At 58.8% G+C, this 23,230-nt stretch carries 22 protein-coding genes; 15 read left to right on the top strand and 7 right to left on the bottom strand.

What is annotated here, in order from left to right; genetic code table 11:
• Window positions 1–13 precede the first annotated feature (13 nt).
• Genes queA through HHJ16_RS05095 form a run of 6 tightly spaced genes read left to right on the top strand, consistent with a single transcriptional unit; the run spans window position 14 to window position 6,892 of the window.
• The gene (gene queA / locus HHJ16_RS05120) at window positions 14–1,087 is read left to right on the top strand and encodes a tRNA preQ1(34) S-adenosylmethionine ribosyltransferase-isomerase QueA (protein WP_293641308.1); all 1,074 of its coding nucleotides are present in this window, start codon (window positions 14–16) and stop codon (window positions 1,085–1,087) included.
• Window positions 1,088–1,128: 41 nt separating this feature from the next.
• Window positions 1,129–2,280, top strand: coding sequence for a tRNA guanosine(34) transglycosylase Tgt (gene tgt, locus HHJ16_RS05115; RefSeq protein ID WP_293641307.1), 1,152 nt, complete (start codon window positions 1,129–1,131; stop codon window positions 2,278–2,280).
• Between the two features lie 3 nt (window positions 2,281–2,283).
• Complete coding sequence (locus tag HHJ16_RS05110; protein ID WP_293641306.1) at window positions 2,284–3,510, top strand: glycosyltransferase family 9 protein; 1,227 nt, start codon at window positions 2,284–2,286, stop codon at window positions 3,508–3,510.
• A 13-nt stretch (window positions 3,511–3,523) separates the two neighbouring features.
• Window positions 3,524–4,066: a GtrA family protein gene (locus tag HHJ16_RS05105; protein WP_293641305.1), complete on the top strand. Its 543-nt coding sequence runs from the start codon at window positions 3,524–3,526 to the stop codon at window positions 4,064–4,066.
• A gap of 3 nt (window positions 4,067–4,069) precedes the next feature.
• Window positions 4,070–5,839: a glycosyl transferase gene (locus HHJ16_RS05100; RefSeq protein ID WP_293641303.1), complete on the top strand. Its 1,770-nt coding sequence runs from the start codon at window positions 4,070–4,072 to the stop codon at window positions 5,837–5,839.
• 51 nt (window positions 5,840–5,890) lie between these two features.
• Window positions 5,891–6,892: an aldo/keto reductase gene (locus HHJ16_RS05095; protein WP_293641302.1), complete on the top strand. Its 1,002-nt coding sequence runs from the start codon at window positions 5,891–5,893 to the stop codon at window positions 6,890–6,892.
• 165 nt (window positions 6,893–7,057) lie between these two features.
• Here the strand turns inward: HHJ16_RS05095 and HHJ16_RS05090 are convergent, their stop codons facing one another.
• The 4 genes from HHJ16_RS05090 to HHJ16_RS05075 form a co-directional block, all read right to left on the bottom strand.
• The gene (locus HHJ16_RS05090) at window positions 7,058–9,019 is read right to left on the bottom strand and encodes an MFS transporter (protein ID WP_293641300.1); all 1,962 of its coding nucleotides are present in this window, start codon (window positions 9,017–9,019) and stop codon (window positions 7,058–7,060) included.
• A 109-nt stretch (window positions 9,020–9,128) separates the two neighbouring features.
• Window positions 9,129–9,740 carry an SRPBCC family protein gene (locus HHJ16_RS05085; RefSeq protein ID WP_293641298.1) on the bottom strand — a complete coding sequence of 204 codons (612 nt, stop codon included), beginning with the start codon at window positions 9,738–9,740 and terminating at the stop codon, window positions 9,129–9,131.
• Between the two features lie 226 nt (window positions 9,741–9,966).
• Window positions 9,967–11,247, bottom strand: a complete 1,281-nt coding sequence (locus HHJ16_RS05080) for an FIST N-terminal domain-containing protein (protein ID WP_293641296.1) — start codon at window positions 11,245–11,247, stop codon at window positions 9,967–9,969.
• An 18-nt stretch (window positions 11,248–11,265) separates the two neighbouring features.
• Window positions 11,266–12,132: a PhaM family polyhydroxyalkanoate granule multifunctional regulatory protein gene (locus HHJ16_RS05075; RefSeq protein ID WP_293641294.1), complete on the bottom strand. Its 867-nt coding sequence runs from the start codon at window positions 12,130–12,132 to the stop codon at window positions 11,266–11,268.
• Window positions 12,133–12,599: 467 nt separating this feature from the next.
• On the opposite strand from HHJ16_RS05075, the gene HHJ16_RS05070 reads away from it, so the two are divergent.
• The 4 genes from HHJ16_RS05070 to HHJ16_RS05055 all read left to right on the top strand — a co-directional run bounded on the left by HHJ16_RS05070 (window position 12,600) and on the right by HHJ16_RS05055 (window position 14,497).
• On the top strand, window positions 12,600–12,968 hold the full coding sequence (locus HHJ16_RS05070; RefSeq protein ID WP_293641292.1) for a TraR/DksA family transcriptional regulator: 369 nt from the start codon (window positions 12,600–12,602) through the stop codon (window positions 12,966–12,968).
• A gap of 44 nt (window positions 12,969–13,012) precedes the next feature.
• Complete coding sequence (locus HHJ16_RS05065) at window positions 13,013–13,387, top strand: hypothetical protein (protein WP_293641289.1); 375 nt, start codon at window positions 13,013–13,015, stop codon at window positions 13,385–13,387.
• Between the two features lie 61 nt (window positions 13,388–13,448).
• Window positions 13,449–13,862, top strand: a complete 414-nt coding sequence (locus HHJ16_RS05060; RefSeq protein WP_293641286.1) for a VOC family protein — start codon at window positions 13,449–13,451, stop codon at window positions 13,860–13,862.
• Between the two features lie 29 nt (window positions 13,863–13,891).
• Window positions 13,892–14,497 (top strand): MarC family protein, encoded by a 606-nt coding sequence (locus HHJ16_RS05055; RefSeq protein ID WP_293641283.1) that lies wholly within the window; start codon window positions 13,892–13,894, stop codon window positions 14,495–14,497.
• Here the strand turns inward: HHJ16_RS05055 and HHJ16_RS05050 are convergent.
• Complete coding sequence (locus HHJ16_RS05050) at window positions 14,494–15,513, bottom strand: fumarylacetoacetate hydrolase family protein (RefSeq protein ID WP_293641281.1); 1,020 nt, start codon at window positions 15,511–15,513, stop codon at window positions 14,494–14,496. The two genes, HHJ16_RS05055 and HHJ16_RS05050, sit on opposite strands and share 4 nt — an antisense overlap.
• Window positions 15,514–15,837: 324 nt before the next feature.
• Between HHJ16_RS05050 and HHJ16_RS05045 the strand changes: the two genes are divergently transcribed.
• From HHJ16_RS05045 to HHJ16_RS05035, 3 genes are all read left to right on the top strand, one after another.
• Window positions 15,838–16,980 (top strand): DUF3108 domain-containing protein, encoded by a 1,143-nt coding sequence (locus HHJ16_RS05045; RefSeq protein WP_293641279.1) that lies wholly within the window; start codon window positions 15,838–15,840, stop codon window positions 16,978–16,980.
• A gap of 129 nt (window positions 16,981–17,109) precedes the next feature.
• On the top strand, window positions 17,110–17,391 hold the full coding sequence (locus HHJ16_RS05040; RefSeq protein ID WP_293641278.1) for a DUF3567 domain-containing protein: 282 nt from the start codon (window positions 17,110–17,112) through the stop codon (window positions 17,389–17,391).
• Window positions 17,392–17,507: 116 nt separating this feature from the next.
• Window positions 17,508–18,410: a ChaN family lipoprotein gene (locus tag HHJ16_RS05035; RefSeq protein WP_293641276.1), complete on the top strand. Its 903-nt coding sequence runs from the start codon at window positions 17,508–17,510 to the stop codon at window positions 18,408–18,410.
• 101 nt (window positions 18,411–18,511) lie between these two features.
• On the opposite strand, the gene HHJ16_RS05030 is transcribed toward HHJ16_RS05035, so the two are convergent.
• A complete protein-coding gene (locus tag HHJ16_RS05030) occupies window positions 18,512–19,852 on the bottom strand; it encodes an aspartate aminotransferase family protein (RefSeq protein WP_293641274.1) in 1,341 nt (446 codons plus the stop codon).
• 142 nt (window positions 19,853–19,994) lie between these two features.
• Between HHJ16_RS05030 and purU the strand changes: the two genes are divergently transcribed.
• Together purU and HHJ16_RS05020 are read left to right on the top strand one after the other, a co-directional pair.
• A complete protein-coding gene (gene purU / locus HHJ16_RS05025; protein ID WP_293641272.1) occupies window positions 19,995–20,843 on the top strand; it encodes a formyltetrahydrofolate deformylase in 849 nt (282 codons plus the stop codon).
• 3 nt (window positions 20,844–20,846) lie between these two features.
• On the top strand, window positions 20,847–21,746 hold the full coding sequence (locus HHJ16_RS05020; RefSeq protein WP_293641270.1) for a LysR substrate-binding domain-containing protein: 900 nt from the start codon (window positions 20,847–20,849) through the stop codon (window positions 21,744–21,746).
• A gap of 29 nt (window positions 21,747–21,775) precedes the next feature.
• On the opposite strand, the gene HHJ16_RS05015 is transcribed toward HHJ16_RS05020, so the two are convergent.
• Window positions 21,776–23,113 (bottom strand): DUF3422 family protein, encoded by a 1,338-nt coding sequence (locus tag HHJ16_RS05015; protein WP_293641267.1) that lies wholly within the window; start codon window positions 23,111–23,113, stop codon window positions 21,776–21,778.
• Between the last annotated feature and the right edge of the window lie 117 nt (window positions 23,114–23,230).

Genomic DNA, 23,230 nt, shown 5'->3' with positions numbered 1-23,230 from the left:
CAATTGTGCCCTCATGAAGACGCATTTCAGCCTCAGTGATTTTGATTTCACACTCCCCGACGAACTAATTGCCCAGCATCCTGCAGCGCAGCGCAGCGCTTCCCGCCTGCTCGATGGACGCAACGCTGATCCTGCTGATCGCCGTTTTCAGGATCTACCCGAGCTGCTGGCGCCCGGTGACCTGCTGGTGTTCAACGACACCAAAGTGGTCAAGGCGCGACTTTTTGGCCAAAAATCCAGCGGCGGCAGGCTCGAACTACTGATTGAACGGGTGCTTTCACCGCACACCGACTCAGGCCATGAAGTCGCAGCCCATATGAAGGTCAGTAAAAAACCCTTGCCTGGCGCTATTTTGCAGATGGAGGGCGGGTTCACCGCGACCTTGTTGGGGCGCTGGCCACAGGAAAACGGCCCGCTGTATCGCTTCAGGCTTAGCAGCGACCCGTATGCGCTGATGGCCCAGCATGGTCACGTTCCCTTGCCGCCTTACATTACCCACAGCGATTCGGCGGAAGACGAGCGGCGCTACCAGACCGTTTTTGCGAAAAACCCGGGGGCGGTGGCGGCGCCCACGGCTGCGCTGCATTTCGATGAGGCGATGCTGGCGCAATTAGAACTGCGCGGCGTCGAGCGCGCCAGCCTGACCTTGCACGTGGGGGCGGGGACATTTCAACCCGTCAAAACCAACAACCTGACTGAGCACGTCATGCATTTCGAACGCTTTGAAGTGCCGCTTGCCACACAGCAAGCCATTGCCGACTGCAAAAAGCGTGGCGGGCGCGTGGTGGCCGTGGGAACCACCACCGTGCGCGCGCTCGAATCAGTCGTCAAGTTCGGCCCCGATTGCAATGACACCAACATCTTCATCACGCCAGGCTTTGAATTTGCCGTCGTGGACCTGCTGTTGACCAACTTTCACCTGCCCAAAAGCACCTTGATGATGCTGGTCAGCGCGTTTTCAGGCTATGAACACATCATGGCGCTGTACCGCCATGCGATAGCGCAGCGCTACCGCTTTTTCAGCTACGGCGATGCCATGCTGCTGGCACGCAATGACCTGCAAACGACCCTTCGCGCGGCGGCCTGAGGCCACTAAACCCCCCCAGATACACCTGCGACAATCACGAAATGCTCGAATTTGAAGTTCTGAAAACCGACGTTGTGGCCGGCGCTTACCCGGGGTCCTATGCCCGGCGCGGCAGGTTAACGCTTAACCACGGCGTGGTGGAAACGCCCATTTTTATGCCAGTAGGCACTTATGGCACCGTCAAAGGCGTGATGCCACAGTCTCTCCACGACATGGGCGCGCAAATCATTCTGGGTAACACCTTTCACCTCTGGATGCGCCCGGGCTTGGACGTCATCAAACAGTTTGGGGGACTGCACAAATTTGAGAGTTGGCACAAACCCATCCTTACCGACAGCGGAGGCTTTCAGGTCTGGTCGCTCGGCGAGATGCGCAAGATTTCTGAAGAAGGCGTGAAGTTCGCCTCGCCTGTGAACGGCGACAAGCTATTTCTGACCCCCGAAATCTCGATGCAGATTCAGACCTTGCTCAACAGCGACATCGCGATGCAGTTCGACGAGTGCACCCCTTACGACACCAAAGGCCACATCACCACCGAGGGGGAAGCGCGAAGTTCCATGGAGCTCAGTCTGCGCTGGGCGCAACGCTGCGTGGCAGAGTTTGAAAAGCTTGAAAACCCGAATGCGCTTTTTGGCATTGTGCAGGGCGGTATGTTTGAAAACCTGCGCCAGGAGTCGCTGGATGCGCTGGTGGAACTGGACTTGCCGGGCTATGCCGTGGGCGGCGTGAGCGTGGGCGAACCGAAAGAAGAAATGCTGCGCATCATGGCGCACACGCCGCATCGCCTGCCGGCGCACAAGCCGCGTTACCTGATGGGTGTCGGCACGCCGGAAGACTTAGTGGCGGGCGTCGCTGCCGGCGTGGACATGTTCGACTGCGTCATGCCGACCCGAAATGCGCGCAATGGCCATATGTTTACCCGATTCGGCGACCTGAAAATCCGCAACGCGCGCTACAAGACCGAAGAGCAGCCCGTAGACAGCAGTTGCAGCTGCTACACCTGCAAGAATTTCTCCCGTGCGTACATGCACCACTTGGATCGCTGCGGCGAAATGCTGGGCCCGATGCTGTCCAGCATTCACAACCTGCACTATTACCTACACCTCATGCAGGAAATTCGCGATGCATTGGATTCCGGACGCTTTAACGAATTTGCTGGCCAGTTCAGCACCGACCGGCTCCGAGGGGTCTGAGCCATGAACATCGACACGCAACGATGGATTGATCGCTGGATTGGCATCCCCCTGTGTGCGGCCGTGTCCGTTCTGGACGCCCTCATCAGCCAGTTCAAAACCCCTTCCCGCGCCGACGCGGCGCCGCGTGCCATCGTCGTGATACTGCTCTCCGAGATGGGAAGCCTGGTGCTGGCCCACGACATGTTTGCGCGCTTGAAGCAGCGGTACCCGAATGCCGAACTGCATGCGCTACTGTTCAAAAAGAACCGCGAAATACTCGATCTCATGCATGTGGTGGACGCCGCGCATATTCACACGCTGGATGATCGCTCGCTGTCCACGCTGCTGTCCAGCCTGTGGCGAGCCATCCTGGCGCTGCGCCGCGCTCACGTGGACGTCGCCATTGACTGCGAGCTGTTTTCGCGTATCAGCAGTCTGTTGTCGTTTGCCTGTGGCGCGTCGGTTCGCGTCGGTTTTCATCGCCATACCCAAGAGGGTTTGTACCGCGGCTCGCATATCAATCGGCGCGTGCCCTACAACCCTTACCACCACATCAGCGCGCAATTTTTAACCCTCGCGCGCGCGATTGACTCAACGGCAGTGCCCAAATCCAAATTGCCTGTGATGACCACTGGCAAGCCGCCGCCGCATGTGCAGTTGGACGGCGCGCTGGTCCAGAGTATTCAAACCCGCCTGGATCAGGACTTTCCCGAGATCGCCGGGCGACCGTTGGTGCTGGTGTATCCGGGCGGCGGTATCTTGCCTATCCGCGCCTGGCCCCTGGCGTCCTACACCGCGCTGTGCGAAGGGCTGGTCACTGACGGTTGCGCCGTGGCGGTGATTGGTCTGAAAGACGACCAAGTCCTCGCCCGGCAGCTGGTTGCCAATGTCCAGGCGACGTTTCCGGCCAGCCCGGTGATCGATTTAACCGGCTATACCCGGTCGATTTCCGAGCTTCTGGCGCTGTTTCATGTGGCGCGCCTGCTGGTCACCAATGATGGCGGGCCCGGACAGTTCGCCGCACTGACGCCGATCTGGACGTTGATGCTGTTTGGCCCTGAAACCCCGCGTCTTTACGCGCCGCTCACTCCGCAGTGCTACTCGTTCTTCAGCCACTGGCCCTGCTCGCCTTGCCTTACCGCTTACAACCACCGTTCCTCTTACTGCGACGGCGACAATCAGTGCCTCAAGGTCATTCAGCCGATCGAGGTGTTGACGAAAGCGCGCGAGTGCCTGGCTAGCCCCTGATCGCAACCGTCCGATGTCAGCACTTCGATCTTTTGCGGAACGGCTGATCAGCCATCTGCCCCGGCGGCTTCAGGTTATGGTGCGGTGGCGCTTCATCAAGTTCGGCGTCGTCGGCGCCAGCGGTACGGTGATCAATATTGCGGTGCTTTACGTCGCGCAGGAGTTTCTGCTAACCGGCATCGAAGACTTCCATTCGCGGCTCAACTACTCAATCGCGCTGGCAATTACTCTTGCAACGATCAGCAACTTTTACTGGAATCGACGTCTGACCTGGCGCGACCGCAAGCACCAGGCGCATCATTCAGCCTTGCTGCTGTTTTTTAACTATGTGATGGCGGCGGGCTTGTCGATTGTGATTCAGTCTTTGCTGACCAAATGGCTGGCGGTGTATATGCATTACCTGGTGGCCAATCTGGTGGCAATCGTGATTGCCAGCGCCGCCAATTTTGTCGCCAACGACCGTATGACTTTTCGCCGTCGCCGCGCCAAAATAGAGACGCCCGGATCTACAAGTGATAGTGCCTCGCCACCTGCCGATGTCCATGACAAGCCTTGAAAAATGAAACTACGTATTCCTGTTCATTACATCTGGATCAGTCTCAGCATCGCTGTGGCCCTGGGTTACCTGTTTGGATTAGGGGGCGACCATATTCCCCGAAACGGCGATGAGCTGGTTTACGCCCACATCGCGCGACTTACTGCTGAAAGCGGTCACTGGTTGCCATTGGTCAGCTCTTATGATTTCATGCGCAATACCAAGCCACCTGTGCTGTTTTGGCAGGCCATGGTTGCTGGCGGCTGGGGCGAACACTGGACGCTGCTAAATCTGCGCTTACCCAGCGTGGTGTATTCATGGGCCATTGCGCTCATGGTGGGCCTGTTGACCTGGAAGATAGTGCGCGGCGACGCCTCCGTGAATGCCGCGCCGGCAAACACCGCTGAGGGCCGGAACCACCATGCCATGGCCATGGGCGGCATCGCAACGATCATCTACCTTTCGTTCTTCAGCACCTACCGCTACGGACGACCCTTTCTGACCAGTGCGCCTGAGACCTTCTGGTTGTTTGGCGTGTTCTTCGCCATCGCCTGGTCACCCGCGAAGTTGCTTGCTTCTCGCTGGAAATTTCCGCTCATTGCTGGATTGGCCATCGGAATAGGCAGCTTGTATAAATCGTTCGCCATGGTGGTGCCCGTGGGCTTCGGGCTGGCACTGTGCTATCAAACGATCGGGGCGCGGGCGGCGCTCTGGCAGATTTTCAGGCGCGGCATCGTCGTCGACGGTGCCAAGGTCTTCGCCATCTGCGTGATTGCGCTTTCAATATTTGGCTTGTGGTTCGCCCTTGACCCGCAGCCTGGCGAAGTATGGCGTGAATTTGTGGTCGGCGAAAATGCTGGAAAACTCAAGTCATCGATGGGCTACTTCAAGGTTGCTTTCAGCGGCAGCAGCGGCTTTATGGTGATCCTCACAGGCTACTTTTCAAATGCCGGTTTGCTGCTCCCGGTTTCCGTCGGCTGCGCCTGGGCGGCATGGCGCAGCTTTCGTCAGCGTGCAGCGCTCGGGCAGTCGATAACCGCTGCAGAAAAAGTAATGTGGCTGTGGCTGCTGGCGTTAGCGCTGGTGTTCATGCTGCCCAACCAGCGGTCTACCCGTTACCTGATTCCCGCGATGCCAGCGGTTGCCATTTTGATCGCGTTGTACTGGAGCCGCATCCCACGCATCTGGTTCAGCATCACGCTGCTGCTCTGTTTGATTGGTGCACTGGCCATGGGCCTGATCGGCTTCGGCGCCGTGCGCGCCACGCAAAATCAATGGCTTTATTCGCCGTTGTTCTGGCTTTTCCTGGTGGCTACGGCCGCCTGCTGCGTGATTGGCGTAATCAAAAAAGAGTTCACTCGACCGATCGCTGCAATGGCCAGCTTCGCCGTGTTGCTGGCGCTTGCCTGGGTCACAGCGCCTTTCAATGGCGTGTTGGGCGAATTCCGCGCAGAGACCATCGCCAAGTTGCAAGGCCAGGCCGTGTCCGTGCCCACCAATTTCAACGGGCAGTTTGAACGCTACCAATTCATCATCAAAGGCGCCAAAATTGTTCCCTATATTGCGGAACAGCCGGTGGACTATACCGATGTGGAGGCGCTGTTTAAAACCAGCCGCTATGCGTTGGTGCAGCGGCGCGTTGGCCAGGCACCTTGCGCGCAGTGCCGTATTCTGGATGTGCGCTGGGACCTGAGGTCACGACAAGACGAAAAAGAAGGGACTCTGGCCGCCTTTAAAACACCGGAGACTTTCTGGTATGCCAGGGAATATCTGGTTGAGCGACTCACGCCCTGAGAATCCCGGCTCGCCAGCTCGGACCAGCAATTTTTCAGCAAGGAACTAATCATGCAATACCGTCGTCTTGGAAACAGCAACCTGAAAGTTTCGACCCTCTGCCTGGGCACCATGATGTTCGGTCGGCAAACGCCATTTGACGAGGCCTCGCGGATCATGGCGTCAGCGCGCGAGCATGGGATCAACTTTATTGACACCGCCGACGTCTACAACCACGGCCAGTCGGAAGAGGACGTGGGCAAGCTGCTTGCCGGCCAGCGCCACGACTGGGTGCTCGCCAGCAAGCTGGGTAACCCGGTCGACGATTGCATCAACCAGAGCCACTACTCCCGTCGTTGGCTGATTCAAGAAACCGACGCCATTTTGGCCCGGCTGCAAACTGATTACCTCGACATCCTTTATCTCCACCGCGACTATCACGAAGAAAACCTTGAAGAAGCAGTTCGGGCGCTGGGCGACTTGATCCGGCAGGGAAAAATCCGCAGCTTTGGCTTGTCCAACTTTCGCGGCTGGCGTATTGCCGAGGTCGTTCGCTTGTGCGAGAAGATGGGCGTGCCGCCACCCTCCGTGTGCCAGCCGTACTACAACCTGCTCAACCGGGGACCCGAAGTTGAAATCTTGCCCGCTTGCGGCCACTACGGATTGGGCGTGGTGCCCTACAGTCCGCTGGCGCGCGGCGTACTCACCGGAAAATATCCGCCCGGCCAGCCGGCGGCAGAGGGCACCCGTGCCGGTAGCGGCGACAAACGCATACTGGAAACCGAGTTTCGCGAAGAGTCGCTGCTGATTGCACAGAAAATCAAGCTGCGCTGTGAGGCCAAAGGGCTGGTTCCCGGACAATTCGCAGCCGCCTGGGTGCTCGCCAATCCGCTGATTAGCTCGGTAATTGTCGGTCCGCGCCTGCTGTCGCATCTGGAAGATGTCTATGGGGCTACCGACCTGGTACTGGATCAGGAAGACGAGGCCTTTATTGACGCCTTGGTGGTGCCGGGCCATGCGTCCAGCCCTGGGTACAACGACCCGGGTTACCCTTTCTTTGGCCGCCGGGTGTGAATCCCGCCCGTCAGCCGGCTACTGCGGCGCTCGCAGGCAAGCGCCGGCCCTGCTCGCCTGTGGCACCGCAGGCATGACAGAATTTGGCGAACGCGCTCTTGCGCGCGCTACAGGAAAGGCAGGCATGCGCAAGCTGCCAACGATAAGCCCGGTGCAGGACATCATTCAGCGCATCATCAATTCGGCCGTTCTCGCCCGCAGCAGCTCTGGCTGAACTTCTCCCGGCGGGATGGCGGCGCCTGCATTCAAACCGACACGGCTGAACATACCGCGCCGAAAGGGTCTGACCATGGCCACCTTCTGGCCGTTGACTTGCTCCACCCGACTGAAAAAGGAACCCCACAAGTTGGTGAGCGCCAAAGGAATCACCGGCACGCTCAGGCCATCGTGTTCGGCATTCTCAAGAATTTTCATGACGCCGCCTTTGAAGGCCTGCAGTTCGCCATCCCGGGTGATGCCGCCTTCAGGAAAGATGGCCAGCAGATTACCCTCGCGCAGCACTTTGGCGGCGGCTTCAAACGCCGCTTCGTAAGCCGCTGGATCTTCGGCGCGGGGCGCAATCGGAATCGCTCTGGCCAACCTGAACAGCCCGCCCAGCAAAGGAATTTTGAATATCCTGTGGTCCATCAAAAAGTAAATGGGGCGCGGGCTGGCCGCCATCAGCAGTACCGGATCGACGAAGCTGACGTGGTTGCAGGTCAGGATGGCCGCGCCTTGCCGCGGAATGTTGTCATCGCCGCTGATTTTGAAGCGGTAAACACAGCGCGAGGCGATCAGCGCCACAAAGCGCAGCAAGTACTCGGGGACCAGCATGAAGATGTAAAAAGCGACCACCGAATTGGCCAAGCCCACAAACAGAAAAATCTGCGGAATGCCAAACCCGCTCTTGAGCAAAGCACCCGCCAGAATTGCGCTGACGATCATGAACAGCGCATTGAGAATATTGTTGGCCGCGATGATGCGGGCACGGTGCGTCGGCTGGCTCCGCAACTGGATCAGCGCGTACATCGGCACGCTGTAAAGCCCGGCGAACAGGCTCAGCAGCGCCAGATCAATCATCACGTGCCAGTTCGCCGGCCGCGCAATAAAGCTAGCCACGCCCATGAGCGGTGCCAGCGGCAAGCCGCGTGATGAGAAGTAAAGATCGACTGCAAACACGCTCATACCGATCGCGCCGAGCGGTACCAGGCCGATCTCAACGTGGCGGCGACTCAGTACTTCGCAGAGAAGCGAGCCGGTCGCAATGCCGATCGAGAACACCACCAGCAGCAATGACGCCACCTGCTCGTTGCCGTGCATCACCTCCTTGGCGAAACTGGGAAACTGGCTCAGGAAAACCGCACCAAAAAACCACATCCAGCTGATGCCCAACATGGAGCGAAACACCACCAGGTTGCCGTTGGCGAGCTTGAGATTACGCCAGGTCTCGGTGATCGGGTTCCAATTGATTTGGAGGCCAGGATCAATGGCCGGTGTCAGCGGAATAAACTGCGCCACCCCGCGGCCAACTAGCGCCAGCAACACGCAGGAAATCGCTACGTAAACCGGGCCGATGTTTGACACCGAGACCATCAATCCACCGACAATGTTACCGACCAAAATAGCCACGAAAGTCCCCATTTCAACCATGCCGTTGCCGCCCGTCAGCTCGCGCTCATTCAGCACTTGAGGCAGGTAGGCGAACTTGACCGGACCAAATAACGTGGAGTGAAGGCCCATCAAGAAAGTACAGCTCAGGAGCACCGGGATCTGCACCGCGACATGGGGGCTAAGAAATCCTACGGCAGCCACCAGCATGATCAGCACTTCCAGGTTCTTGACGAACCGGATGACGCGGGATTTTTCAAATTTGTCCGTGAGTTGCCCGCTGGTAGCCGAAAACAGCAGAAAAGGCAAGATGAACAGTGCCCCAATCACCAGCCCTGCCAGTGCCGGCGGCAGCCAGCTGACACTGAGCTGGTACGTCACCATCACGGTAAACGCAAACTTGAAAAGATTGTCATTGGCCGCTCCCGAAAACTGCGTCCAGAAAAAAGGCGCAAAGCGGCGCTGCTTCAGAAGCGCAAATTGATTGGGGTGCTGGTGTGGATCTGACGGGGATACCGGTGTGGCTGCATCAACGCGCATGACGGAGGAGTCTTTTCAAGGGGTTGTGGGCAAGCTTTTCCCCCACTCAGTGGGTTGCTTGTCATGTGTCTGAATGTTACGTCAGATTCCGTCCTGATTTTCGAAGGGCTCAGTCGTCGGGCGGTCGACTCTGGGTGCCCGGCGCACGCAGGGCCTGGCGGCGCTCAATTTCTCTGACCATGCCAGCAAACTGCTCTGAGATGCTGGCGCGCATCAGCGGTACGGCAATGATTACGGGTACGGGAATGGCTGGCTCAATCACACCCGACCAGGTCAGTAAAAACTCACCCTCTTTGCCAGTCACGTGTTCAAGCTGATAGCCGCCATTGAGCTGCTTGAGGTTGCCCTTGACGACCCGTATGCCAATAGTGCGGGGTTGATGTTCCGTGGACTCGACCACCACGTCAATGATGTAGGTGAAAAACCAAAGGCGTGCTTCGCCTACTTGCTCGACTGTGATTTTGTTGCCGAGCCGCTGCAGCACGCGACTCTTGGTAATGCCGGGCACGAATTCGGCAAGGTGGTTGTAGTCAGTGAGCGTTTGCCAGATCAACTCATGCGGCGCTTTGACCGTGGCCTGAGCCTGCACCTGGACCGCATCACCTTGGCGCTGGGCTTGCACGACGACTTGCGCAGCGGCGTGAGCGACCACGACGGTGCAGGAAAGAAGCGGGAGAAGCGCCAGCTTTTGCTGAAGTTGTCGGGGCAACACGAAAGCCATAAGGCACTTTGGTTCAGATTAGAGCCGGTCCAGTGAATCCGGCACTTTTAGGAGAAGCCCCACAGGATAGATGACAATTCCAACGCGCGCCGGGAGAAAGATATTTTTCTGGATCAACTTGCTATACTTTTAATAGCTGTCTGTGATCGCCCCGTTTGGGTTGGCGGCCAAAAATAGGCTTCAAGTGCCTATTTTTACCCATCGACTGATGCGGGGGAGCCAGTCGTCAGTCGCCCGCAGTAAACACCGTCAGAACGCCGGTGTAGCCATAGAGGTGATGGCGCGCAATTTCACCATCCGCAAAAAATCCTACCAGGGGCACGTCTCCCAAAGCGCGCCGCACGATCTGCAACTCGGCGCTGGGTGCGCCAAAGTGCGGCCCGCCGCGCCCCGAGCAACTGACATAGATGGCACCGGCGATGCGCCGGGCGGCGTGCGGTGCCGATTCGGCCTCAGGGGCGTTCAAGGCGGTGGCCACTTCCAGCGTAAGTTCTGCAGGCTCCAGCTCTTCGCGAATTTCCGCACAAATGCGAATCAGATCGGCACGCGCGGCCTCGGCGTTGCGTTCGCAAAAAGCCAACTTCATCCCGACCGTGGGCATTTCCGCAATCGCAATTCCTTTGCGCGAAGGGTCCAGCCCTATCAGGTGGCGCACCAGCACGTCGGCTCCAAACTGGCCCGCATGGCGCGTCGGCGCGTCGTTCAAGGTATCTGCCGAAGGGCTCAGGCCGACCAGCGTCATGCGTACCTTTGCCAACGCCTCACGCGGCTGGTCGAGCGACGTGCTCAGATCCGCCAGCATCACGTCCAAAGCCGGCAGACCGTCCAGCTCGGTCACTACATTCGAGTCGCACGCCGTGATGACATGATCGGCCGAGATCGGCCGGCAACCTTGCGTCACGCGCGACATCAGCGCCGCACCCCGGCCAAAAGCCACGCCACTCAAGCCGCCGCTAAAAACGCCCCCCGCCGCGCCTTGCCCCTTCACGTTCCCGTGGCCGCTGAGGGCAAATTGCACCGTGCTGGAACGGCTTGATGCCAAGCCGCCAAAAACGTAGCCGCTGTCGGTACGCTGGGCCATTTCGTCAACCAGCTCGGCCACGTCGGGCGTTGCGGCGTCGGCGTGCACCAGCGCGGTGTGCGCCTTGAAACGGCCTCCGCTCGCGGGTGGCAAGGGCGATACGCCCGAGAACACGCGGTACTGATCATGCGGCAGTTCGCACAGCATGACAGCCAGTGCCGGCTCGTCAAAATACTCGACGTTGTTGGAAGCGATCCCGACGCCCACCGTACCGCTCCAGTCCGTGATGTCAGGCAACTCGGCGCTCAGGTGATCAAGGATATCCTGCGCATGGGCGGCGTAATGGTCGGTGATGTACAGCAGCGCCAGCGTGGGCGCGCTCGCATAGCCAGGTAAAGCGAGGTGCGCCCGCAGCTGAGCCAGCACCAACCCGGCCGCCATTTGCCATTGCGGATGGGTGGCATGGCCATAGGGAAAAAGCTTCATGGGGATTCAGTGCCAAATTTAGCGCGTTGTTTTGCGGGCGGTCTTGCTCGCGGGCGCTTTTGCCTTTGACTTGGGCGGTGGAGCGGGTGTTGCCCGCGAGGAGGTCTTGACGGCCCCGGGTTGGGGCCATGCCTGACTGCTGCGCAAGGCAGTGTCCATCGCTGCGCGCGCCCCTCCAGCAACCGTTTTGGTGGCAGTGTCGGCCATGCCTTTGGCCATCGCGGTAGCGGTTTTTACCGCCTCCTTGGCCATACCCGCCGTCGCGCGGTTGGTGGTGTCCATGGCGGTCTTCTTGGCCGCTTCCTTCATTGCCTCCGTGGCAATAGTTTGAAACTGCTGCGTCAGCGCTCCCCACCATTGCATGGGGTCCACCACGCCGCTTGCTGCGGCGGGGGCTTCGTCCGGTTGAGCCTTGGATGCATTGACTTTTGGACCGGCTTCGACCGGTGCTTCCGCACCGCGCGCAGCATCGGTTTTACTGGCCTGGAAAGCCGAGGGCGGAATCTCGAGCCCGGAGAAGCTCTTGCCTTTTTCAGCCACGCTATCAGGCACCTTGAGCTTGAAGGCGTTGGCCACATCGGCCATATTGAAGTTCATGCCTTTGAGCGTGGCCAAGGTCATCTTCTGCAACTCCAGCGCCTGGATGGTGGCCTTCAGTGCAGTGGCATTCTGGTCGAGCCAGAACTGGACCGCTTTAAGTTCTTGAATCCGCTTTTCCAGGTCTTCAACATTGAGCGTGGGTGCAACCCAGCCCCCCAGATTGGGCAATTGCGAGCTCTGCTGGGCCGCGCTGCCTGATGCCTGCTTGGCAAGGTTTTGCAAAAAATCGAAACCCGGCACCAACTTGCCAAAACCGGGAAATGAAAGATTGTCTGCGTCACTCATGAAAGTCTCCTGGCGGTTGTGCACTATTGCATCTGAGAGGATGGGCTGCGTATGCCCAAGGGACACCTTGGCACGCGCCTTTATTGTGCAGCGTCGCCGCAGCACGTCAACCGGTTTTTATCCCGAATGATCGCGCTAGGGACCGCGTTCTGCAAAGAAGTTGGTTGCCTCCTCTTTTCAGACACCAAAAGTACCTTGTGCGTTTCTGAATTGGGGTGGAACTGGCTACCTATTTAATACCGTGTTCACATGAAATAAAGGGGACGGCGCGGAGCAGGGCTGTTCTGAGTTGCAACGGAGGGGCATCCCGCAACAGCCGCTGCAGGCTCAGCGCAAGCGCTGTCTCGTTGTGCGTAGCAATTAGAGTGGGTAGTATTCGTCAAAAGCCCAACCATCAATATTGACCCTCCTCAAATGCGATACATAGGCCCAGGCGCATCATGGATATAAATATAGGAGAAGACGCCATGGACAAACACCAAGCAGCCCCCTACCGGCGCAAGTTATTGGAAATGCGCGCAGCACTGCTCGCACAAATCGTTGATCAACGGGGAGGGGTGGTTGGCCGCGCGCAAGCCGCCGCCGACCATTTCGGAAACTCCGAAGACTCAAGCGCACAAGTGGCGACCGAACGCGAACTTGAGTTCGCCATGGGTGAACGCGAGACGGATGAACTCGCCGTGATTGATACCGCATTGGCCCGTATCGATGCGGGCACTTACGGCCAATGCATCGACTGCGGCGCAGAGATCACCATGGCCCGGCTAAAGGCAAGCCCCGGGGTGCCGCGCTGCATCCACTGCCAAGAAAAGGCAGAAAACCTGCGCTCGGAGTAAGCCCTCTATTTTTCTTCTTCTCTACAACTTTTGCGAAGGCACGTATGAGCACTTTCCACACCGTCGTCTGGATGGATCATTCCGAAGCCCATGTGGCGATGTTTGATCGCGAGCACATGGAAGCCCAGCGGATCAAGTCACGCAGTCACCACAAGCACCACGGTAAGGCAGAGGACACTACAGCGTTTTTCGCCGAGATTGCCGGTGCCCTAACAGGCGCCCACGAAGTGCTGCTCGCAGGCCCAGGATTGGCGCGCAACCAGTTTCGCGACTGGTGCGGCATCCATCATTCGGCCATTGCCCAAACATTTGTTGACTCGGTGACGATGGACCACCCGACCGACGGCCAGTTGGTGGCGCTGGCACGCAAATATTTTAAAAAATTCGACGGAATGGCGGCCGACCCTTCCTTGGACTAAGCCGGTTCGGTTTTGCCGAGGCGCAACCTCGGTCCCCCGGCAGGCTGCTATCCTTTGCCGGATGCACAGCCTGTTTCATTTCGCTTTCCATGTCACCAACCTGGATGCCGCGCGGCGCTTCTACGGCAATGTGCTGGGATGCCGCGAAGGACGCAGCAGCGACACGTGGGTCGACTTCGATTTCTTCAGCCACCAAATCTCGCTGCACCTGGGGGCGCCCTTCAAGACGGAACTTACCGGCCAGGTGGGCCAGCATTTGGTGCCGATGCCGCATTTCGGAGTGGTGCTGGCGCTGCCAGACTGGCAGGCTCTGGCAGAGCGTCTTCAGGCGGCCAAGATCGAGTTCGTGTTTGCGCCGCAGATACGTTTTAAGGGGGAACCGGGCGAACAATGGACCATGTTTTTCTGCGACCCGTTTGGCAATCCGATCGAAATCAAGGGGTTCAGATCTCTTGACGCACTCTATGCCGTCTGATTCCATGGTTTTGAAGAGCGCTTAATTACATGGCTTACACCTTTGCGTCGGCTACTGTTCTATTGCTGCTGATCACTGACCCGTTTGGCAACATCCCAATTTTTGTAAGCGCTCTGCGCGGCGTCGCGCCCGAGAGGCGCATTCGGGTCATCCTTCGGGAAGTGCTGATTGCCTTTTTGCTGTTGTTGGCTTTTATGTTTGTCGGCGATGGGTTTTTGCACCTGATGAACCTGAGTGATCTGTCGCTTCAGATCGCAGGCGCGGTAGTGATGTTCCTGATCGCACTGCGGATGATTTTTCCATCGGCACAACCCGACGCTGCGCCGCTACAGGGTGAGCCACTGATCGTGCCGCTGGCCATCCCTGCACTGGCAGGCCCCTCCGCCTTGGCCACCGTGATGCTGCTGGTCTCGCAGGCCCCGGCCCGGCGGCTAGAGTGGGTCGCGGCGCTGTGCGTCACCATGGCGGTCTGCGCCGTGGTACTGGTGCTGTCGGAGCGGATTCAGCGGGTAGCGGGGGACCGGGTCATGATGGCCTTTGAACGGCTGATGGGCCTGATTCTGGTGGCTATCTCGGTCGAGATGCTGCTGCGCGGCATACGGCTTTTTGTGACCCAGATCGGAAACGCTCCCTAAGCGCCATGCGCCCCCTGGGGGGCTTCGAGATTGCGCTGGCCAGCGACAACTTTCTGGTCAATGGCGCCGAACACCGACTGCCCGTCTTTGCCCTTTACTTCAATGCGGATGGTGTCGCCAAATTTCATGAACTCAGTTTTGGGTTTGCCATTTTCAATCGTTTCAATCGCCCGCTTCTCGGCGATGCAGCTGTAGCCACGGCTCCAGTCCTTATTGCTCACGGTGCCTGAGCCCACAATGCTGCCAGCGCGCACATTGCGGGTTTTGCAAATATGGCCAATTAGCTGACCAAAGTGAAATGTCATCTCGGAGCCCGCATCGCACATGCCGACCTTGCGACCGTTCCAGGTGCTCTGCAGCGTGAGGTGCAGGCGGCCCTGGCTCCAAGCTTCACCCACTTCATCCAGCGTGATGGCGACGGGGCTAAAAGCGGTGGCCGGTTTGCTTTGCAAAAAGCCAAATCCCTTGGCCAGTTCGCCGAGAATCAGGTTGCGCAAGGACACGTCATTTACCAGCATCAACAGCCGGATGCCCTCGATCGCTTGCTCGGAGGTGGCCCCCATCGGGACGTCCGCCGTGATCACGGCGACTTCGGCCTCGAAGTCGATGCCGAATGCTTCGCTGGAAACCACCACGTCGTCACAAGGTCCGATGAAGTCGTCGCTGCCGCCCTGATACATCAAGGGATCGGTATAAAACGTTTCCGGCACTTCCGCATGTCGCGCCTTGCGCACCAGTTCCACATGGTTGATGAAGGCCGAACCATCGGCCCATTGGTAGGCACGCGGCAGCGGGGCCATGCAGCGGGCTGGTTCAAACGGGAAAGCGTGACGCGCTTTGCCGGTGTTCAGCGCATCATACAAATCCTGCAATTGCGGCGACATGAAGTTCCAGTCGTCCAGCACCTGCTGCAATTTGCTGGCAATGCCCGTCGCATAATGAGCGCTGGAGAGATCGCGCGACACGACGACGAGCTGGCCGTCGCGTGAACCGTCTTTGTAAGTGGCGAGTTTCATCAAGTTCCTGAATTCGGTAGCTGTAGGGGTTTGTTCGGGTTTGTCCGCCCGATTACACCCTGAATTGTGCGGTGGCCCGCATGCCCTTCGCACCCGCAATCGCCGTGGAGATTCGCCGGGCAGCGAGGAACACTTTCAGTTTTTGAACCAAGTGGACGCCCTGTCTCGTAGTCAAGAGCGACACTGAGTGAAACCGATTTACCCGAAAAGTAATTTTATAGCCTCATTTTTCTCCATGGAAGCAAGATCAAATCCACCTCGCCTCGGGCCACTTCTGGCAACCGCAGCCTGGCAACTTTCTATAGGTTTGGGATTCACAGAGGCATGAGCACGTTGTCGACAAAGCACCCGGATCGTCCGAACGCAGGCCCTTCCCGGCGCGCGCTCGGGGTGCTGGTGATTGTGGTGCTCGCAGCCCATACGCTGGTGTTAGAAACCACGCCAAAGCGTTTTGGCCCGGAACTGGATGCTTCCTCGCGACGCGCCCAGGCTTTTACGACGCGCCGCATTGAGCCGCCACCGTCCTCAACATCGACCCAAGCCCCCCCGCTGGAAAAACCGGCGGCCAAGCAGGTCAAAAAAGCTGCGCTTAAGGAGCAAGAGGTCGTAGCCCAAGCGTTACCGGCGCAACCCGCGATTGATTTGGCGGCGCCGCAAGTTCCAGAACCTCTGCTTTCCGACAACCCCACCGACCCATCCGTCACTGACGGCGGGCCGACGGAAGCCACGGCTGCCTCGGCCGCCGCTGCGATTGCACTGGCTGCCGCTTCTGCCGCCAGTGCCGCCGCAACGCCGCCGATTGGTCCGCAGCAAACCCCCGTGACCGCCATGGCGTTGCCCCCGAGCGCGAGGCTGGACTACCGGGTGACTGGCGGCGCAAAGGGATTGAACTACTACGCCAACGCCGAATTGGCCTGGCACAACGCGGGCAACAGTTACGACGCCCGAATGACCGTCAGCGCTTTGTTCATAGGGGCGCGGACCATGGCCAGCAACGGCCAAGTGACTGCAGAAGGCTTGGCTCCAACCCGCTTTTCTGACAAGTTCAAAAGTGAGGTCGCAGCTCATTTTGAGAGTGACAAAGGCTTGATCACCTTCAGCGCCAATACGCCATCCGCCGCGTGGATAAAGGGGGCTCAAGACCGGGTCAGTGTTTTTTTCCAACTGGCGGGCATGCTGGCGGGGAACCCGGGCGGCTTTCCCGTTGGTTCCACCATTACGATGTACACCGTCGGGCCGCGCGATGCGGACAGCTGGACTTTTCTGGTGGAAACCGAGGAGAAAATAAACCTGCCTTTCGGTGAGCTCGCTACGGTCAAACTCTCTAGGCAGCCGCGGCGTGAATATGACCAGAAAGTTGAAATCTGGTATGCGCCTTCCCTGGGGTACCTCCCCGTGCGCAGCAAAATCACCCAGCACAACGGCGATTTTGTCGACCAGCAGCTTAGCGCCGTGGGTAAATCTTGACAAAACGCTAGCCACACCTTCAAAAGAGTTGCCCGGCGCGACCCTTCGGCGGTTTAATGGCGCATACGGTTTATTCTGTCCTCTTGAACTTGGCACCATCGTTGCTATCTGATTACCAAGGATCTCACAATGCAAATGCTTTACGACTCAGACTCTTTTGTGGTGGTTCAGATTCACGCCAACGCGCCTGAAGAATCTGCGCCCGCTCCCGCCGTTCCCGTACTGGCTCGCCACGGGTTTGAAATCGTGGATAAACGCTCCAATAAAGAGGTGTACCTGGATGGTTCATGGGCGGAAATGTTTCAGGAGCACCTGAGTGCCTGGGCACAAAACACACCGACCCAGGAAGAGATTGAAAACACACTGGAAGGTTACAGCGGTCTGGCCAATACGCCGATTTCCCTGCACTGAAGTTACGGATCCAGGCCGCCCGCTCCAGCGCAGTCCGTTCGGAGCGACGGCGGTATTGTTGGCCCCAGCGGTCAGCGTGAAAGCCCAAGTCGGGCTGAAAGCATTAGTATTCTCCGATGCCTCACTTCATACCTCTCTCCCGCTATGCCTCCTCACGCGCCATCGTCTCGCTTCTTGGCGCGGCCTCGTTGGCGATTGCGGCCGGCTGCGCCGGTCGACCCGAAGCGCCCATCGTTCAGCAGCCCAGCGGCAGTGCCGCTGAAGCCACCGCCGCAAAAGTGGATGCACTGCTGCCTGCCGATGTGCTTCTCATCGGCGAACAGCACGACGCTGCCGAACACCACAAGATAGAGGCGCGGGTTATAACGCTGCTCGCGGCGCGCGGCTTACTGGCTGCAGTGGCGCTTGAAATGGCCGATAGCGGGGTGAGCACCGCCGCGCTCAAACCCAGCTCAAGTGAGGAGCAAACCCGCCACGCGCTAAAGTGGGACAACAAGAGTTGGCCCTGGACCGCCTATAGCCCGGCCGTGATGACTGCCGTGCGCGCAGGCGTACCAGTAGTGGGTGCCAACTTGCCGCGTGCACAAATGCAGGACAGCATGGGGGATAGCAAGCTCGACGTTCAATTGCCGGGCCCGGCCCTGAAAGCGCAACAACAAGGCGTTCGCATCGGTCATTGCAACCTTCTGCCAGAAAGTCAAATCACGCCGATGACGCGTATCCAGATTGCCAAAGATATCACCATGGCCAATACGCTCAGTCAGGCGGTCCTGCCTGGCAAAGTGGTGGTGTTGCTCGCGGGCAGTGGCCATGTTGATCGCTTTTTAGGGGTACCACAGCACTTGCCTGCGGACCTTAAAGTCAAGGCCGTTCGCCTTCGCGCAGGCGATGCGCCGGACAGCGAGAAGGCGGATGCTTTTGACAGCATTTGGCCCACGCCCGCACTGCCGGAAGTTGACTACTGCGCCGACCTGGAAGAGCAACTGAAGCCCAGCGCTTCGGTTCCAACCAGACCTTGATAGGGCAGTAGCGGGTGCCTGTTTAACGGGTACGCGGGGGAAATGCAGCATAGCCGGAAATTCCCACCCACTGCAGCGCGGAGAGTTGCCCGCCGTGAAATTCAGACGTTTTTGCGGATAGAGTCGGCCACCACGTTGACGATGCGCTCGATGTGCTCTTTCTCCACGATGTACGGCGGGCAGATCACAATGTTTTCGCCGGCGGGGCGTACCAGTACGCCGTGGTGAAAGCAGTCCATAAAAATATCGTAAGCGCGCTTGCCCGGTGCACCCGCAACCGACGAGAGTTCTACTGCGCCCGCCAGCCCGAGGCTGCGAATACCAATCACATTGGGCAGGCCCTTGAAGCTGCTGTGCATGGCATCGCCAAGCACTTTTCCCATCGTCCCCGCGCGTTCAAACAGCTTGTCTTGCTTGAACAGATTGAGGGTGGCAATGGCAGCCGCGCAGGCTACCGGATGGCCTGAATACGTGTACCCATGAAAAAACTCCACGGCATACTCAGGGCTGTCAGCGTTGGCTTTCATCATGGTGTCGTAAATGCGGTCAGAGCAGATCACGCCGCCCAGCGGAATCACGCCATTGGTCACGCATTTGGCAAAGTTCAGCATGTCCGGCACCACACCGTAATAGTCGGCGGCAAAGTTGCTTCCCATACGGCCAAAACCGGTGATCACTTCATCAAAAATTAGCAGGATGCCATGCTTGTCGCAGATTTCACGCAATCGTTTTAGATAGCCCTTGGGCGGCAGGTACCAGCCGGCACTGCCCGACACCGGTTCCACGATCACCGCGGCCACGTTGCTCGGGTCATGCAGCGGCAAAATGCGATTTTCCAGCTCCAGCAAGAGATCTTCTTGCCACTCGGGCTCAACGCCGTTGATGTAGGCGTGATTCACCGGGTCATGAATAAAGCGCAGATGATCCACGCGCGGTAATAATGCCGCGCCATAAACTTTGCGGTTGGACGGAATGCCCCCCACGCTCATGCCGCCAAATCCCACGCCGTGATAGCCCTTCTCCCTGCCGATGAATACATTGCGGTGGCCCTCGCCACGGGCGCGGTGGTAGGCCAGCGCGACTTTCAGCGAGGTGTCGGCCGCCTCCGAGCCAGAATTGCAAAACAGCACCTTGTTCAAGTCACCGGGCGCCATCTCCGCAATCATCTCTGCCGCCTTGAAAGCCTGGTCGTTACTGGCTTGAAACGCGGTTGCGTAGTCCAGCGTGTCGAGCTGCTTCTTGATGGCTTCGTTGATCGGCTTGCGGTTATGACCGGCGGCCACACACCACAGACTGGAAATCCCGTCTAACACCTGCTTTCCATCGTGTGTCGTGAAATACATCCCGTCGGCCGCGACGAAGATGCGCGGATCATTTTTAAAACTGCGGTTGGGCGTGAAGGGCAGCCACTGGTGCTCCATATTGAACTCTGTGTAGGCCATGTCGGTCTCCTGCGTCGGAATGTTGTGTTGAATAGACAGGTAAGGAACTGAGCTTGCATTCTGGCACTCTTGCTGCTCAACCGCACCTGAAAAATGGACCTCGGGCGGCGCAGAGGGCACCACCTGCGACAATTCATCCCTTATGAATCACGCTTATATCCTGACCCTGTCCTGCCCGGACCAAAGGGGCATAGTTCATGCGGTATCCGGTTTTCTGTTCGAGAACGGAGGAAACATTGAAGAGGCGGCGCAATACAACGACACCGGCACGGGACTGTTTTTCATGCGCGTACAGTTCGCTGGTGACCACCTGACCCACGAGTCGCTATCGAGTCAACTGAAGATTTTTGCCGAGCCTTTCAAGATGGACTGGAAGCTGCACGACACTACGCAGCCCATGCGCACGGTGATCCTGGTTAGCAAGGAAGGCCATTGCCTAAACGACTTGCTGTTTCGCTGCAAGTCGGGTTTGCTGCCGCTGGAAATCCGGGCGATTATTTCCAACCATCGCGAGTTCTATCAGCTCGCGGCGAGTTACAACATCCCTTTTCATCATTTGCCAGTCACCGCCGTCACCAAGGCGCAGGTTGAGGCGAGACAGTTGGAAATCATAGAATCCGAAGGCGCGGAGTTGGTAGTGCTGGCGCGCTACATGCAAATCCTCTCCAACGACCTGTGCAAAAAACTGGAGGGTCGAGCGATCAATATTCACCACTCCTTCTTGCCTAGCTTCAAAGGGGCCAAGCCTTACTACCAGGCCCATGACCGGGGCGTGAAGCTGATCGGGGCGACGGCCCACTATGTGACCGCCAACCTGGATGAAGGCCCCATCATCGAGCAGGATGTCGCACGGGCTGACCACAGCAAGACGGTCGAAGATCTCACGGCGATGGGCCGCGACACTGAAAGTCAGGTGTTGGCGCGGGCCGTGAAATGGCACAGCGAGCATCGCGTACTGCTGAACGGTCACAAAACCGTGATTTTCAAATAAGCCATGGCCAGTGCAGCTCGTATTCCCCCGATTCAATGTCTGCTGACGTTTGAAGCGCTGGCGCGGCTACGCAGCGTAACCCAGGCAGCGGAGGAGCTTTGCGTCACCCCTAGCGCGGTGAGCCACCGCGTCAAGCAACTTGAGCAAATCATCGGCACCAAGCTGTTTGGTCGCGCTGATTTTTCATTGACCACCGAAGGCAGCGAATACCTGGCTCACGTGCGCGAGGGACTGGCCACGTTGCAGAAGTTTCCCGGCACCGCCGGACACAGTGCCACACCTGGCAAACGCAAACTCCGGCTGGCGGTTACGCCCACCTTTGCGCGTTCGATTTTGATTCCACGCTTGCGCCAGTTCACCGATGCTTACCCCGAGATCGATCTGATTCTCCAGGTGTCGATTCCTCTGCTGGATGTGGTGGCTGAGGACACCGACCTCATAGTCCGCTTCGGCACCGGGCGCTATGCCGATCTTGAGCATGTCTGCCTGCTCGAGGACGAAGTGGCGCCGCTGGCTTCACCGGCCTATATACGGGAGCACGGCCCCTTCGAAACAGCAGAAGACCTTGAAGGTGAAAGTCTGTTGCGCTCGCCGCTGGAACCTTGGCGCACTTGGTTTTCCGCGCACTATCTCAGTTGGCCCGAGCCCGTAGACGGCTCCCAATTCAATGACATCGGCCTGATGTGCGATGCCGCTGCTGCCGGCATGGGCATTGGCCTGGTCCGCCTCAAGCTGGGCGCGCCCTGGCTGGAAAATGGCTCACTGGTGCGCTTGGGCAATAACGAGGTGTTCGCAACCAACACGCCCAGCCCGCACGCGCACTACCTGTGCTGGCGTACCGGCACTATGGACCGATGGGAATGCGCGGCGTTTTCTGACTGGTTGCGCGAAAGTCTGGGTTAGCGCCCGCAACCATCGACAGAATTGCCGGATCAATGCTCCGCATGCAACTTGGCATGGATGCGGTGTATCGTGCGCCACACTCCCCATAGCACTACCGGAACCATTGCACCCGCAGCGATTTCAGGGTTTATGGGTAGGCCCGCGCCCTTGAGCGCCTTGCCGATGTAGAGCAACAGGCTGATCACGTAATACGAGATGGCGGCAATTGACAGCCCCTCCACCGTAGACTGCAAGCGCAATTGCAGTTCCTGGCCGCGCGTCAGCTTTTCCAGCAGCAGTTGGTTTTGCACCTCCGTGGCAATGTCCACGCGCGTGCGCAGCAACGCACTGGTACGCGATACCCGCTCGGACAAAGACGCCAGGCGCTGCGCCGTGGCCGCCACTGTCGCCATGGCCGGTGAAAGCCGCCGCTGCATGAACTCGCCCAGAGTCTGGGTGCCCGGAATGGCTTTTTCGCGCAACTCATCGATGCGTTGACCCACCAGCGTGTCATAGGCCCGCGTCGCGGAGAAGCGGTACACATGCTGCGCCGTGGCGCGCTCCACGCGAGCCGCCAGCGAGACGAGCGTATCGAGCAAGTCCTGGTCAGACGCGGCCTTGTGCTCCAGCCGCGCCGTAATGTCGGCCAGTGCGCCTTCCGCCTCACTGAGCATCGGCGCCAGCTGTTTCGCCACCGGCAGGCCGCGCAGCGCCATCAACCGATAGGTTTCAAGCTCCAGCAGGCGCTGCGAGATACGGCCAGCGCGGGTGTCAGAGGAGCCTGGCGGAGCGACCACCAGCATGCGCTCAAAACCGTCAGCCCCGATGCGGAATTCGGTCACCGCCCACGAGTGTCCATTGCCCAACTGAGAAGCCACCACGGGACGCCCGCCGAACCAGATTTGCACCTGGTTCATCAAGGCCTGCTCTTCGCCCAGCTCCCCATGCACCATGGCCAACTGGATAGCCGCCACCGTGCGACCGGGAATGCTGCGCAACCAGTCCGGCGTCACCAGCAGGGCCGACAACAATTCGGGTTCCGAGGCCCCTAGTAGCGCGGCTGCGGGAAGCGGCTGCACGATGGAGTAGCGTGTGAACTCACTATGCCGTTCCCACCGGACGGCATACCCCTCAAAGCGCAGGCGCAGGAAGTTGCCGTGCAAGCTCTCGGGTGACAAATCCTGCTGGCCGGGCAGGCCTCGCAGATGCGCGCACTCCTGCTCGCGCGTCACGCCGGCATTCAGGACGGCCACGTAACTGATCAGTGCCGGAAGCCGGACGCGGGCCGACGGGCGTGCATGCACCTCGTTGTGCAGCGCAGTGCGCAGCGGGTCGTCGGGCGGCAACAGCGTAGCAAAGGGGGAGGTGGAAGAATGGCGGGAAGTCATGGACGAATACTACTATTTGCCAAGAGGCTCCCGCTTTCAGGGGGCGTATGGGTTCGCGAAGAAGTGAACGGTCGCCGCATTTCACGCAGGGCTTTAAATTTCTTCAACCCGGCCGGG

Source organism: Polaromonas sp., from assembly GCF_012927485.1.
In the GTDB taxonomy this organism is placed as follows: domain Bacteria; phylum Pseudomonadota; class Gammaproteobacteria; order Burkholderiales; family Burkholderiaceae_C; genus Polaromonas.
This window is presented reverse-complemented; position numbering and strand designations above follow the sequence as displayed.